Here is a 15,645-nt window from a genome sequence, read left to right on the forward strand (position 1 = left end):
ACGAGAATAACTCGTTGCAGGATTGTACATGTACGTTATGCTATATCAAGCCGATTTTCATGACGGTTTGTACTACGGTAAACGCAGAGACAACGTGGACGACGCGCATGCGGTACCTGATCGTCGGGTTCGTTGTTCTGATCCTGCTCATTCCGTCCGGTTCGCGGTTACCACTGGCGGTTGCCCCGGCTTATCCACCACCAATCCGCCTGCCGGCGTGCCCACAGCCCACTGTGGCCAATGTCGACGCACTGTTCGCGTTGTTGCCACAGGCTGGCTATGATTGCACCGAGCAGATCGCGGTAGCACTTCGCCCCCGCATCGAGCCGGTATACGTGCAGGAGTTACTCGCGATTGCTGTTGAGCCGACCTTCGACACCCGTACCCGCCGCAATGCACTACGCATTTTGGGCCGCTTGGCCGAAAGTTGGCCGGTTACACGTGCTCGTGAGTTGATGGTGCAGCAGCAGCCGATGGTGCAGATGACGGCGCTCACCCTCCTTGAACGCGAACGCGACAATTTTCTGTTGCAAGATGCGGTCTGGCTGCTCGACAGCCACTACTATCCAAGCTGGGCAGCAGCGCCGGCACTCGAACTGATTGCCCTCGGTGGCGAGTATGCGCCGGCGTTGCGTTACCGCGCCGCCCGTGCTCGTGCTCGACTCATCGCTGCTGAATACGGACCATTGCGCGATGATTCGCAGCGTTTCATCGTGGCGGCACTGCGCAGCGCCGATCCCGGTGTACGCACCGCTGCCGCTGAAGCGATTAGTTTCTTGCGCGACGACCAATTGACAGCACGGACAGATTGGTTACAGCTTGTGGAGGAAGCGCTGGCCCACGAGCCGCCGTTGCACGTAGCTACCGATAGCGGCGATCCACGTGGAGCCGCCCTGTTAACCTTCCTTGAGAGTACGCCAACGACGCTGACGGCACGGGCTGCATTAGCACGCGCTGCCGACCGATTGGCCGGCGAAACTGCGACGGCGCCACGGCTCAATGCCTTGCGCATAGCATACGAACACCTTGCCCTACCGTTGCAACGCGAAAGTGCAACAGTCGTGCTGCGCACCGGTCCTGCCGAGGCGAGCGATGGCGATGAACTGTTAGCGATCGTGGCTACAACATATGCACAGGCTCGTCGCTTACTGGGTTCGGTGGGAGAAATGCCAATCCCCGGCGAAGAACATCTCCCATTACAGGTGCTAATCTTCCCCGGTCAAGCTGCATATCGTGACTACATGCGCGCCTTTACCTCCTTCACCGTTGATGTCGATGGCATTTACGACGTGCAGCAGAACACTCTCTACAGCTACCGGCGTCGTGATGGTCAGACTGCGAATACACTCGCCGAGACGCTCCGCCACGAAGTAGCCCATGCAGTCACAGCAGCCTATCTCTTTCCCGGCCAGTGGCACACGCCCGGCTACCACGCCGAACCGAAGGGCTGGTTCGATGAAGGATTTGCTGAAGTATTGGCCGCACAAACCAAACCCGACGCGCCACTTCAGCCGCATCCGCGTCATCTGGCGACTATCTGTGCGCAACCGCTAAAGCCGGCTCTCGCCGATCTGGTGGCGTTACGTACCGGCTATGACCAGTATGGGACGTTTGACTACCCGGCAGCTTGGGCATTGATGCATTTCTTGCTCGCCGAACGACCTGCAGTAGCGGCGGCATTGATCTCGGCCTGGCGCAACCAGACGTATCACCTGTCCAACTGGCCAACGTTGGGTGGTTGGTCAGATTGGACCAGTGCCGAATCCGATTGGCACCGTGCGATTGAGCGTTGGTGTAGGCTATAATGCAGCCGACATCATACAATACTTGGTCAACGTATGCTAACAACCCTCAAACGCCACATCCACACGCTTAAGCGCGAAGCCTACACACTGTACATTGCTCTACGCGATCCGCGAGTACCCTGGTACACCAAAGTGCTGCTTGCCCTGGTAGTAGCCTATACCTTCAGTCCCATCGATCTTATTCCTGATTTCATACCGGTGCTGGGGTATCTAGACGATTTCATCCTAACCCCACTCGGTATCTGGCTCGCACTCAAACTTATCCCGTCCGAGGTGATACGTTCAGCCCGCCAACAAGCAGCAACCCTAGACGAACAAGGGAAGCCGGTCAGTCGCATCGGTGCTATGATAGTGATCGGGATCTGGCTGATCGGTCTGATTGGCCTGCTCTGGTGGTGGTTCTCATAACATACACCACCGTTACCGTATGCGAATGGTTAAGGAGACACAAGGCGGTGGAGCGACTCAACGCACGACTCCGCCGCCTACATCAATCGCCACACCTGCTCCACCCAAGATGGCTTATACCCCTGAGTGAGCAACACCGCGCCCATCGATATACGCATGGGCCATACGCGGTGTATTCCACGCCAAACCCACCGAACCGTCCGGTGTCAAGACGATAACGCCACCGCGTCCATCAGGTACCAACTCACCGAGCAAGCGAATACCACGCTCAGCAGCCTCTTGGGGAGCAATTCCGGCTTCCAGCAACTCAACCACTCGCCGGGCCAGCGCCACCCGCGTAATCGATTCACCCCAGCCGGTGCAAACGGCAGCACCTACCGGCGTCGCGTATAGTCCACATCCAATAAGCGGCGTATCACCAACCCGACCCGGCAGCTTAAATGGCGTACCACCGGTCGAATTAGCGGCGACCAGATTTCCAGCCCGATCGAGCGCAATCGCACCCACCGTATCGTGCGCATCGGTCGCAGAGGGAGGAGGCGCACCCTTGGCTTGCCACTCTAACCACAAACGTCGCTCACGCTCAACAATCAGCTCTTCATTGGCACACAGCGTCATTCCAACAGACACGGCAAACGCTTCCGCACCGGGACCAACCAACATCGTCGCCGGACCGTTGAGCACGTGGCGGGCCAACGTGATCGGGTTGCGAATCTGGCGCACCCCGGCCACAGCACCATAACGAAGGGTGTGCGCATCCATCACCGCAGCGTCAAGTTCGACTATACCGGCGCTATTGAGTACCGAACCGGTGCCGGCATCGAAGATCGGATCATCTTCCATCACTCGCACCGCCGCCTCAACCGCTTCGAGCGCGCTGCCACTACGCTGCAAACATTGCCAGCCAGCGGCTCGCGCCGCCTCGCACCCGGCGATATGCGCCGCCACCTGGTCATCGGGGATTGCCCATGCTCCACCATGCACGATTAGTGCGATCAACGACTCTGTTGTCACGCTGTTACCTTCCGTTCTCTACAAACATACCGGTCAGAAATGAAAACCGTCGCCTTTGAGGCGACGGTTGAATTTTGGTGGAGCCAAGGGGATTCGAACCCCTGACCTCAACACTGCCAGTGTTGCGCTCTTCCAACTGAGCTATGGCCCCGAACTTGGTGGAGGTGAGGGGATTCGAACCCCTGACCTCGACAGTGCGATTGTCGCGCTCTACCAACTGAGCTACACCCCCGCTCACACCGCAACATCCTACCACGAATAGTGCCGGATGTCAAACTATACCGCTAATATTCGTCGGCGGGAGTGGCCCTCACCCCCCGCCCCCTCTCCCACGATGCGGGAGAGGGAGAAATAAAATACCTTTCGCGACTTTTGCCCTTCGTGGGGCACGGCGTGGAACACGGCATGCCGTGCCCCTGCGGGTGGCGCTGTGTGCGTGCGGGGCCTTTGCGCCCTTCGCGTCTTTGCGTGAGGCATGCCGTGCCCCTGCGGGTGGCGCTGTGTGCGTGCGGGGCCTTTGCGCCCTTCGCGCCCTTCGCGCCCTTTGCGCCCTTTGCGCCTTTGCGTTACCCGCTTTGCCCCCTCTGCGCCTTTGCGTGAGCGTCCTACTTGAAGATGACCGGTACCCATACCCGATTCGGCCCATTCGCCGTCAGTGGCCCGATGGTGGTGGTGTTGCCGGCTGCATCCCGCGCCGTGATGTACATACGATACACACCGGGCACACTCAGCGATGCAGTATAGCGCCACTGGCCTCCTTGCAGATCGGCGGCTCCGTTCTCGACCAATCCATCGGGTCGTTCGATCCGCACAGTAATTCCGGTGACTCCCACCTCATCAGCATAGGTACCGCCAAGCAAGATGCTCCCTACCGATGACGAAGATGCCGGAACGACCAGCCCACCAATAGCAGTTGGCATAGCATCACCGAGCTGAACACTATTGAGTGCGGTCGCCGTTAGCACCTCGCCGGTGACGGTTGGTGCAACCGTGTCGATCACGTAGTCGAATTGGCGGGCCGGGCCGCGATTGCCGGCGAGATCGATCGGCGTCAGGCGCACTTGCTGCGCCGCCTGCGTCACTCCCGCACGGATAGGCAGGGCGTAGCTCCAGTTGTCGTTCTCGTCAGCCCACACCTCTTCGCATTGGAAGCCGCGCCCATCCTGCTGGTTGACGCAGATTTCCACTGCCCACGCAGCACGGTCGTCTTGCACCCGACCCTCAAGTTGTAACGTACCCACGCTCACCGATCCCATTCCCAAGCGCGCTTCGCTGCCATCGCTCAAGATCAGATTGGGGAGATTAGCATCCACAACCAGATCAACCGGATCACTCCAGGCACTAGTTTGGCCGCCGGCATCGGTGGCGCGCACCCGCATCGTCACCGCTGTGTCATCGACTGGATTACTGATATTGACCGTACACTGCCACTCGCCATCGTCGGGGGTGGGGTCGGCGCAGGTGGTGATCGCGGGGGCAGCCGTACCCACCCGCGTCTCGATCTGAATCTGCGGCACGTCCGATTCGTCCCACGCCACGCCGGACACCGTGACCAGACCGGGTTTCACATAGGCGACCGGATCGTAGATCGCGACATACTCCGGCGGCGCGATGTCAACCGGATGGTCAACGAATAACCAGTCGAGCGCATCGTCAAGACCGGTGGTGTCATCGTGGAAGGAGATGTCCACCGTGGCCCAGTCTTCGTCTTCACCCGCGTCGCGGGCAATCTGGCGATCGACCACGCCGGTGAAGGTGGCAGTGCCGCTGGTGTTGGGGGCAATGGTTCCCAAGGTGATGAACTGTTCGTAGTAGGGGTTCCCGCCCGATCCAATCACAAGGTTGCCTCCCGGCAGCCGCAGCGCCCCCCAGTTGACGATCCATGCCTGTACGTTTTCGGCTGGCGCTTCCCCGACATTTTCGTAGTGGATCGTGTAGGTAATGGTCTGCCCTTCAAACAACAGCGGATGGGAGTTGTCGATCTCGGCGAGCTGGGTGCTCGCCACGTGGTTGTTGGTGTCGAGAAGCTGGCTCTGCGCGTCGATCAGCTCGTCGGTGAAGATTGAGTAGATCGATCCCACCGGGGTGGCCGTGATACGGAACCGCACATCAGCCACGACCTGTCCTGCGCCGGGGCACAGGCCGGGGCCAAGATTGGCCCACGCGATCACGTTGGTGAGCGCGATCTGATTGGTGATCGTTTCGCTGCTGCGGCTATTAAGCACCCGCGGACTGGTGAGCGGATTGTTGGCCGGCATCACTGCCCACGTGCGCAGGCTGTCTTCTTCGGTGGCGTAGGCAAGCATACGCGCCTGCGTCGTGGCCGGGCTCGTGATATTGAGCACCGCAAACGGCAGGTAGGCCTCGAACAGATCGGGTTGGGCAGCGTCAACCCACGCCTGCCATGCGCCGCTCATCGCTACCCATGCCGCGCCATTCCAACGCAACAGACTGATAGTCTGCGCGTCATCGACCCGCAGCAGGTAGTCAGGGGCAAAACCGTCGGGGAAGCGCAGATCGGGCTGGCCGGCCGGCATCCCTTGCGTATAGACCGCCGGCGCGCCGCCGGTAGCGGTGTCGAGGTAGAGGTACAAATCCTCGCTTGCCCCCCAGATAGCGCCGCGCCATGCCACGCGTAGCGCCCGGTTGTCCCAACTCACATAGAGCCGTTGCACGGCATTAGTCGCCGCCAGTTCGTTCGTGCGGCGAGCCAAGGCGCTGTTTTGACCAACCAACGCACACGCTCCCTCGCGCCAGCCAGTGGCAACCGTCCGTTCCGGCGCGGTGAAACCGGTTTGCGAAATAGCATCATGCGTGAGCGGCGTATCGTAAATGATCGGGCCGAAAGTTTGCATGCGTTGGTTGCCGTTGGCGTCTTGCTGTACCAAATGCGCATAGAGGATGCTGCCTTCGGGTGGCGTAGGCAGATCGTGGCTGCCGGGGCCAGCCCCATACGCGCTAAGCGCGGCCAGATTCGGCTCGCGGTCGGTGCTCCAACCGGCGCGGAAGGTGACCGGGCCGGCGTTGTCGCTGCCTGCCCCCCATTCCATCCGCAAACCAGCGCCGGCAGCACGCACGGCATCGCCTTCGTTCAACGTTGCGCCGCCGATCACACGCAACGTCACCGTCTGCGCTGCCGGTGGACGCACGTCGACCGTTATCGACTGTGCCGTTGCGGTGATCGTTCGCCCGGCGGCATCAGTCGCTCGCAGATTCATGGTGAATAACCGGTTATCGAGATCGTTAGACGGTTGGTTGATCGGCACCCACCATCGTCCGCTCATAGCCGGATCGGGAGCGGCATCGATCCACGTCACACCATCGAACGAGGCTTGCACATTCGTGATCACGCCGGTATCGGTCACTTGAATCGGCAGCGCCAGCGTATCGCTGAAGGTATTGGCTGAGGTTATGGTCGCGGTGGCAAAACCGAGTGCAGTAGGCGCTGCCGTATCAACAAAAAGGGTCATCTGGCGGGTAGCGAGACGATTGCTCTGATCGGTGACTTGCACTTCCAACGCATACCGACCCTCTGCCGGCGGTATCCATGTCGTCGAGAAGGAGCCGGTCAGTTCGCCAGACCACATCTGCTCGAAGATCAAGCTGCTATTCACCAATACTCGCACCCGGCTCAAACCGGCATCGGCCCGCGCATTGCCGGCAATTGTGATCGTGCCAAGTGTCGTGAAAATATTGCCGGTTGGCGAGGTGACGAGCAGATCGACCACCGGCGCAGGTGACGTGACCGGCTGCGGCGTACCGCTGCCGGCACGGCCCAGCGTGTCTTGGGCCGTCGCGGTGTTGGTATAGGTGATATGGCCATTGACCACGTAGGTCACATCGCGCCCGTACAGCAACCGCACCTCGTCGTTGAGCCGGCGCCACACCGGGGGCTGGTAATAGACGAGGGTGTCAGTCTGTTCGAGGATCGTGCCGCTAGGGAGCGGGCAGACCAGCGTTGCGCTAGCGAGATTGATGTCACGGGCTTGGCAGGTGATAGTAGTACGCGCCAGCGCGCCGCTGCCCTGCTGCATCACAGTGATGGAGACCTGCGGCGCGCGCAGATCGACCATGCCCCGCCAGACAATCACCCCCGTCGGATCAACGGTGCGATTGCCGAGCGCGTCGGTGGCGCGTATGGCGAGCGCATACATCCCGTCGAGCGTGTTCGGGACGGGCAGACTCCACGTACTAGCGGCGGTACCTGGTGTGGCGAGCGTGACGTTCTGCCAGCTCTGATCCGCCGCTGCGCGCACGTGGGCAACTTCGTCAGCGGCAAGCGCATAGTCGTAGAGATAGACCTCGTCGAGCTGACCGGCAAACCCACCCAGTCGCGATTCGGCGGCAGGTAATGTACCGGCAACACAAGGAATGCTTGTCACTACCGCACCATTACCGTAAACGGCCAGGGTGGAACCATCGTAGGTCAAGGCGAGATGTTGCCAACCCGTGCCGGCTAGCATGAAGGTAGCCGAACAAGACCCGCTATTCCCAAGTAGTTGAGCACCGGTAGTCGTAAGTTCGACGTAACCGGGCTGACCAGCCTGGCCTCGCTCGAACACCCGACCACTACCATTAACCCATGCCGCAACACTGAGTCTACTAAGACCACCAAGTTGGTCGGTGATAGTGAGTGTTTGAGTGCCACCGAGCGCAATTCCTTGCCCGACGCGGCCACTTGCGATCACGGAGGGACAATTCGCACCGCTACAGGTAGCGATTAACCCTCCATCAACTGCATTAGCAAACACCTTACTCCCATCTGGTTCATCAAACGATAGCCGGATTGCTGCGTTGATCAGCGCATCGGCTTGCTCAAGCGGCCACCATGCCGCCTCGAGCGTTTGTACACCGCTCGCCACCGAACCGGTGTCAGTCACCACACCGGTTAAGGTCAGAGAGGTTGTGATCTGCTCACCGGGATTAGTGTCCAGCGCGATGGTAGGTGCCGTCGCATCGAGTCTGAGCAGGGTTGGTCGTTCGACCGTTTGCACATTCCCAGCCAGATCGGCAGCACGCATCGTCACTGTATACACCCCGGTTGGCGGCGTCAACCGCCCATCAACTCCGCCACCGGTGACAAGAAGATAGTTGTGCTGCCATGTGCTACCGGTTGCCGGCACCGCTTGAGCTAGGCTGGTCACAGCATCAGCACTAGCCGGTAGTAATTCAAGCGTGAGTTGCGCATTACCACTGGCGGCATCATTCAGTGTCCCGGCGAAGGGAAAAACCCAACCGCCATTGGCATCGAGGGTCGGACGCACGATTAACGATGGGACATCAGGCACCAAGGTCAATGTTGGCGGTGTGCGATCAACACGGAATGTTACCGATGCACTCGGCGCACCTTGATTGCCGGCGGCATCGCGAGCACGCACACGCAGCGTATGCGCACCTTCCGATAGACTGCTTACATCAATTGTCGCTGCCCACGTCGCTCCGGGGTCCACCGTCTGCCACACACCACCGTCGAGACTTATTTCTACCAGCTCAATCGGATTAGCATCGCTCACCACCCCGCTCGCCACCAAACCACTGTTCATATTAGCGGCAGGCACATAGCTATCACTGACCGGCGCGAGTATCGAGGCAACCGGAGGCGTACTGTCAACTATGAGCCGCAATGGAGTAGGTAAGGTACCGTTATCCAACAACCCCGACTCTTCGCCGACCAGTTCGGCCTGGATTGTTCCGATCTGTGTACCGCCACCGTTCAGGCCCGCCGGTGCGACAACACACGGCTGGCCAGCGGCACAGGCTAATGCGCCACCGACACCGGATGGCGCATCAACCAGCCACGCAAAGCGTTGCGGGCTGCCCAACAACCGATTCTGCCCGTCAACCGCCTGATAGAGAAGATGACCGCGCTCAGCAATCCGCGCCCCGGCAGCGACCACAAAGTGATCGTTGGCAGCAGCCACTGTTGGATTGATGAGATTAACCGCACCATCCGAGAGCAGTACCACCTCAGTGAGCGCCGTCGTGCCGACCAGCAGACGGCCAACTACCGAGCTATCGCGCAGATAGACCAGCAAGGCGCGTCCGAAAGCAGTACTATAGGCCAACGCCGGTTTGGTCTCATCGGCGGGAGTGGCAGTTATTGACGTCGGTATACCTGCCCCAGTCTCATCGAAGCGCACCAACCAAATATCGCGCTGCGTCGCCGACCCACGTTCATATGCAACGAGATAATTGGTACCGGCGGCAACCACTGTCACTGCACTCCCAGCCTGAAGATTAGGATCGAGCACTAATGTCGCACCGCTCAACGTCCCATCGGCAGCGATCCGCCGAGCGTGCAAGGTACCGTTGTCAAGCCAAACAACGGCAAAACTGGTACCATTACTCGCCACTACCGGCATTATCCCGTTACCGAGAGTCAGCGGTGTGGCAACAGTACTACCGACCACACGAGTAACCCGGACGACTCCACCATCTTGCCACGCCACCAGACACGCTCCGCTCAGACAAGCGACTGACGGCTGCGTTCCGGCGGCTACGTTGAGCGGTGTCGGCAAGTTGTTGGGTTGCGCGGTAAAGAACTGCACCTGACCACCACGAGAGACGACCAATGCGTAAGGTGCAGCAGCACTGGGAGCAGCGGCCACCGCCGCCACACTCACATCAGCCCCGGCCTGCTCAACAAACACCGGTGGCGTCCAGCGTGCGGTTGGATTACCACCCAGACTGTATTGCGTGATCGCATCGATCACAAATGGTCCTTCCGGTGCGTCAGCCGGAATGGTCAGATTGGTGACGAAGCTATGCTCTTGCCCCGGCAACAGCTCGAAGGTTTCAGCCGGCAAACTTGTTCCAGGCAGATTTAACCAGAACGCACCACGTAGTGGACGACCGTTCGCCAAAAGATAACGCAAGGTAGCCGTATAGGTCAACACCTGACCGGGTCGCACTACCAGAGTACTATCATCAACCGTCGGGAAGACACCAATCGGTGCTTGTGATGTAGTCAGCTCACTCGAGATCGTCGTCTGCGGTGTAGCCATCAACGCCGCCAAATTCATCTGCGTCATAACCTCACTCGCCGGTAATGCCCGATTGAACAAGCGAGCTTGGGCCATAACCCCGACGAATCGCTGTGGTATATATTGGCGATCACCCAACCGCAGCTCGTTCTGCGACCAATCGACATCGCTGATCGCGCCCGCCCCGTGGTAAGTATGCACCGCCGCGCCGTTGAGATAGGTGGTCACCACGCCGCGGTTGTACGTCACCGCCACATGCGTCCACTGATTGAGCGGCGCCACCGCGCCGGTGTTGATCCACGCCCAGCCGGGATTGGCGTTGGCAAAAGCCCACTGGATGGTGCCATCAGGGAAGCGCGCTACTTCGTACTCGCCCTCACGATTGATCAAGATGCCGTTGGTAAATGCGGTAGGATAGATCCAGACTGTGAAACTCATCTCATCCGCCATGCGGAAACGTTCATCACTAATTACCAGAAACTGATGACCGTTGAATTCAGTGCCGGTTCTACCGCCAATCGTCGTAGTGGGAGTAGGACAGGCTCCGGCAACGCAGTCGAAGGCTCGTCCTCCAGCCGAATCGGCAAACGATGAAACAAGCGGCCAGGCACCGACGCGCGAACGCACTGCTACCGCATCACCCTGTGTCAACCAAACGGCATCAGACAAGCCATAACCCCGCGAATCGGTCGCTAGCGGGCTAGTACGGATCAACAACGGCCGTCCACTCACCGTTACCAATTGACCTTTCACCTCAAGTGCATCGCCCAAGCCATCGCCGTCGGTATCAGGACGAGTGGGATCGGTACCCCAACGCACTTCTTCCAAATCGCTCAAACCATCGGTATCGGTATCGGCCGTGCGCAGATTCAAGCGCATACCTTCACGAGCGCGCCGCAGCTCAAACGCATCGCTCAGCCGATCACCGTCGGTATCCCATGTACTGTCATTCGGATCGACATCGCGGTGGAGACCGTCAAGATCGCGATCGGGCAATGACGGAAACGGAACACTTCCTCCCCAATCCATACTGACAAACTCGTCGAGGGTGGCCGGTAAGATATCGAAGACCAAACTATCGGCCAGGCGAGAATTGTAGCGCTGCACGTCGTCATACGCGCCGCACCATACGAAAATACAGCGCTTATACGGCAGATTGAAGGCAGTGTTCATCCAGAGTGACGTTGAGCGGTTGATCCCTGCCGGGAAGGAAAAATCAACCGAACGCGGATACGAATCTTGGATCGGTGGCCAACCAGGCGAGACGTGGAGACTCTGTTCTGAGGTGGCGAGCGATACCTCACCAGAAACCCGCTGACGGGCCTGCCAGTCATTCCACGGGTTGCCAAACCAACGATTGCCGATCCGGTTCGGATTCCACGCCAGATTCGGGTAGACGGTCGCACTGAAGCGGAGGGGGTTCCATGCGGTCATGCCTGCTGCCGGATTGATCAATCCTAAATTGGTGCTATCTACCGTTGGACGCACGGTCAAGTAGCGCGACTCATCAACGATAAAGCGGGCGATCTGTTGGAAAAGCCATGTCGAGAATGTTGTTGCTCGACCCAATATCAGCGAGAGGATCACCGACAGTAGCGCATCGATGATGGTAATGACGGCCACAATGATAAGGCCGACCTTGGGAATAAAGGTAAGAGCGGTGAGGAGAACGATCCATGCCACTTGTAATACAGTAGTGATAATCAATTGCGCGAGTGCGACACCCGACAACTGGTTGGCGACCGCTTCGTAGATAGCTAAGCCAACAGTAGCTACGACCAACACCGCACCGACAAAGATCGTGAACGCTGCTGAAGCCGCTGTGATCTTTTGTAAACCGAATTTGGCAATCAGGATCAGATCAATGCCGTTCTTAACAATAGTCGCTACCGATGACGTAACGTGCGCCACCAATTCCATTCCACCGGACATCAACCAGCGGTTCAGTTCCGGTGAAATCTGGCCTAATTGCGCCGTCGTTGCCAAGATCAAGCCGGCCACCAACGCGCCGATGATTGCGCCGCGAATCGCATCACCGGCCTTGGCCTTGAAACTGGTCACAAATTGGCTGGCAACCGACCATGCTGCCCCTCCACCCCGTGCTGCGCTAATCGCCAAGCCCTTCACCACACCGCCGATCATCTTCAACACCCTATTTGTATCCGACCCTTGGGCCGATCCTAGGACTGCAAGAGCATGCTTGAGCGCACCTGCCCCTTGGGTAGCTAAAGCAGTGTTGATCTGCGCCAATGATGCATCAGGGCTGGCAAAATCAGCGAGCGGGCGCTGCTCGCCATTGGCGACAAGAGCCATCACGCCTTGGATTAGTACTCCAAGATAGTTACGCAACACGACAAGCTGACCTTCGCGTGTCTCTTCATCAGTACTGGTCTGCCCCCTATGACGATCAATAAAGCGCTGCATTGTCTGCTCTGGCGACAACGTCCGCCAATCACCAGAAAACTCATAGCCGGTTAGGCTAAGGTAATTCATGGTTTGAAGGTAGACCGGATTCTGACCACCGGTAGCAAGATTCATGATCAAGATAGTATCCGACCATGAGGCATTACTACCAAGACTATCGAAATTGAGTGCGCGGAATGTCTCACTACGGGCGTGCAAGAGGAGAGGCTGATCAGACACCGGTATTTGCCCTAGCAAGTTACGGTTGAGCGTCGTCGAGTTGCGAGCCAGGCTAAGCGTATCGTCGTGGGTGTAGGCACTAGCGAGAAAGATATTCGGTAGATTCCAACGCGCTTCACTTGATACACTGCCATTACTCAGACGGTGAAAGCGGTTGGCGATAGCTGCCGGTGATAGATCACCACGGGCGCGCATAAAGCTCTGGTTGAGACCGTTGATCAAGGCCAAGAGCGCATCATCGCGGGCGACTGCGTCACCCTGCACCTGCGGGTCGGCCACCAGCAACACGCCGCTCACGCCATGCTCTTCGCGAATTTGCATCCCGGTCAGAAACCAATTAGTGTTGTCGTAGACATGGATAATGGCAGATTTATCAAACCCATCCACATCGTTTTTCATCTGTACCGCCCAGATTAGCCGCAACCGATGGGCATTACCCCATGACGATGACCCTTGATACCACATCCGCCCCGAAAAGGCTACTCGTTCGCCGGTCTGACTATCGGTTACAAGACTGAGCGGGACATAGGCGACGATCGTGTTCGCGTCAGATCGACGTAACGTGATCCCTTGCGCACTGAGGACGGGCGAGGAGAGATTGCCATTGCCATCGTCAGTATATGGCGGAAGCGTAGAAAAAGAATTTCCCGGGATAGTGATTTCCAGCAGTGGGAGAAGCTGTACATCATCGGTCGTCCAATTGCGATCTTGGATCTGCCCGGCACCGTCATGGGGCCAATCGAAGCGACTCTGAGCGTACCAGAGTTGGCCTACCTGTTGTGGGCGCACTTGAACATCTACCGCTACCAGCCGGTTTGGGGTTAGATTATCGAGGCGCAACCACATCGCTCGATTGTTGCTGAAGACCCCATGCGAGTAGGAATTGGTCATTGGCGAGAGATCGATCCGATCGGGCACACCATCGTTATCATTATCGTAGTCGAAAGCATCAGGAATACCATCGGCATCGGTATCGTATGCGTACAGCACATTTCCGTTACGAACCACTTCCAGACTATCAAGTACGCCATCGCGATTGGTATCTTGAGCCAACGGATCGAAGCGCCAATCACGACCGGCATACGAAAAACCAACCGCTTCGGCGAAGTCACTCAAGCCATCGGCATCGGTATCGCTATCGAGAGGGTTTGTACCGAGAAACTGCTCTTGGAAGTCGGTTAAGCCATCACCATCACTATCACGACCATCATCAACCAGAGTCGCTGGTGCGCTGTTGAGCACCGTTGAGGCCTGCGTCGTGAGCGTAGTGAGGCGAGCGGGACCATCGGTGGCTAATTGTGGATTGGTGCCAAGGATCGCTTCTTGAGCATTGCTGAGGCCATCACCATCGCTGTCAGTAGTCGCATTGCCGCGTACTTCACTTAACCATACATCGGCCAGCAAGCGTGCCGCCGCTACATCGGGTGGCAACGTAGTTTCCGTTTCTGAAGTACGGTCCAGCTCTGCTTGCGCTTGATGATGGCGGGCCATTTGGGCTGCCCACTCAGTTTGAGCCGCATCAACCCGCTGCGCCGTTAGCAATGGGCCACCTACCAGCGTTACAATTAACACGCCTGCTAAAACACCAGATAGCCGGCGTGAACCGCGCCAGCGGATCAGCAAAATGGTAGCACCCAAACCCATCAGCAGTGCTGCAACTATCGGTAGCGCCACATCACTTATATCGTGCAACGTTCCCAACCACTGCTGCCAAAACAACGGCCAGGCCGACGGCAGCGGCCCAAAACCGGCAAAATCCATCGTTAACTGCGCACGACTCGTTGACCGATCGCCGGTAGCCGGCAAAACCAAATCCAGTATCTGCCGCACCGGCAAGCCATCAGCATTAATCCAAACCTCACCACTGCCACGCAAGCGGTCATACTCAGCAGCCGGGCGAAGCTCAACCCCCGGCGGTAATCGGTTGGCCTGACGCAACGCTTCTTGCTGATGTTCACGTAGGTAGCGCTCGAGCGCCATCGCATCGATCTGGAAGGCATAGCGCGTCACTGTGTGCCCAGCTCTCTGCTCCTCGCCCAGTAGACGTACATCACGCACCGCATTTAGATACCCCAACACATCACCGCCGGGCGCAAAAACTTCACCAAGACCGCTATACTCCTCCCACTCACCTTCGCCTTGGCGCATCCACGTCTGCCCGGCGATAACACGCAGCATCACACTGCCATCACCGGTCTGAACGTTACCGCCCTGCGACCATACGTGCAATTCGGTCGTCTTATCCGGTATATCGGCCGTACCTTGCAGATACATCTCGTGCCGCTCAGGAGGGCGACCGGCATTCACCGGTGATGCGACAGGATCGGCGATCATCGTCGCCGATGCCTCAAACCGGTATGTGCCGGTGCTAAGCGCACGCTGCCAAGCCACACGGATGGGATCTGGATTTGCCATCGGATAGAGACGTACAGCTATCAGTAATAGAAAGAGGGAGATGAGGGCAATTGACAAACCAACGACGGCGTGGGAGAGATGGTGCGGCTTGTGCATAGCGAGGTCCTCCAAAACATTGGAAAATTCAAGGAGTTAGCACGACAATGTTTTGCGTAAGTCTTGTGCAGAAGTGTACAAGGTGTAGCGTAACAAAAACGTTACAAACCGAAAAACGCAAAGACGCGAAGGTCGCGAAGGGTTGTCCGGCCTCTCTTTGTGCCTACCAATCGTCAGTACATGTCGGCGTGAGACTGGGGAAGTCGCGAAGGGTTGTCCGGCCTCTCTTTGTGCCTACCAATCGTCAGTACATGTCGGCGTGAGACTGGGGAAGTCGCGAA

4 protein-coding genes and 2 tRNA genes are annotated in these 15,645 nt (G+C 58.2%); 2 read left to right on the top strand and 4 right to left on the bottom strand.

The genetic code is table 11. From position 1 onward, the window contains the following. Window positions 1-107: 107 nt before the first annotated feature. Window positions 108-1,805, top strand: coding sequence for a collagenase (locus tag ACP5OT_RS11635; protein WP_428112427.1), 1,698 nt, complete (start codon window positions 108-110; stop codon window positions 1,803-1,805). A 33-nt stretch (window positions 1,806-1,838) separates the two neighbouring features. Beyond that, window positions 1,839-2,213, top strand: coding sequence for a YkvA family protein (locus ACP5OT_RS11640; RefSeq protein ID WP_424676567.1), 375 nt, complete (start codon window positions 1,839-1,841; stop codon window positions 2,211-2,213). Between the two features lie 114 nt (window positions 2,214-2,327). Here the strand turns inward: ACP5OT_RS11640 and ACP5OT_RS11645 are convergent, their stop codons facing one another. From ACP5OT_RS11645 to ACP5OT_RS11660, 4 genes are all read right to left on the bottom strand, one after another. Beyond that, the gene (locus tag ACP5OT_RS11645) at window positions 2,328-3,227 is read right to left on the bottom strand and encodes an isoaspartyl peptidase/L-asparaginase family protein (RefSeq protein ID WP_424676566.1); all 900 of its coding nucleotides are present in this window, start codon (window positions 3,225-3,227) and stop codon (window positions 2,328-2,330) included. A 75-nt stretch (window positions 3,228-3,302) separates the two neighbouring features. Then, window positions 3,303-3,378, bottom strand: a tRNA-Ala gene (locus tag ACP5OT_RS11650). A 5-nt stretch (window positions 3,379-3,383) separates the two neighbouring features. Beyond that, a tRNA-Ala gene (locus ACP5OT_RS11655) sits at window positions 3,384-3,459 on the bottom strand. Between the two features lie 373 nt (window positions 3,460-3,832). Further along, entirely contained in the window at window positions 3,833-15,364 is an 11,532-nt protein-coding gene (locus ACP5OT_RS11660) for a LamG-like jellyroll fold domain-containing protein (RefSeq protein ID WP_428132206.1), read from the bottom strand. Window positions 15,365-15,645: the final 281 nt, after the last annotated feature.

This window comes from Chloroflexus sp. (assembly GCF_049970315.1).
GTDB lineage: Bacteria > Chloroflexota > Chloroflexia > Chloroflexales > Chloroflexaceae > Chloroflexus.

Coding starts and splice junctions, on each gene's coding strand:
- ACP5OT_RS11660 (WP_428132206.1), bottom strand. CDS start 15,364: ATGCACAAGCCGCACCATCTCTCCCACGCCGTCGTTGGTTTGTCAATT.
- ACP5OT_RS11640 (WP_424676567.1), top strand. CDS start 1,839: ATGCTAACAACCCTCAAACGCCACATCCACACGCTTAAGCGCGAAGCC.
- ACP5OT_RS11635 (WP_428112427.1), top strand. CDS start 108: ATGCGGTACCTGATCGTCGGGTTCGTTGTTCTGATCCTGCTCATTCCG.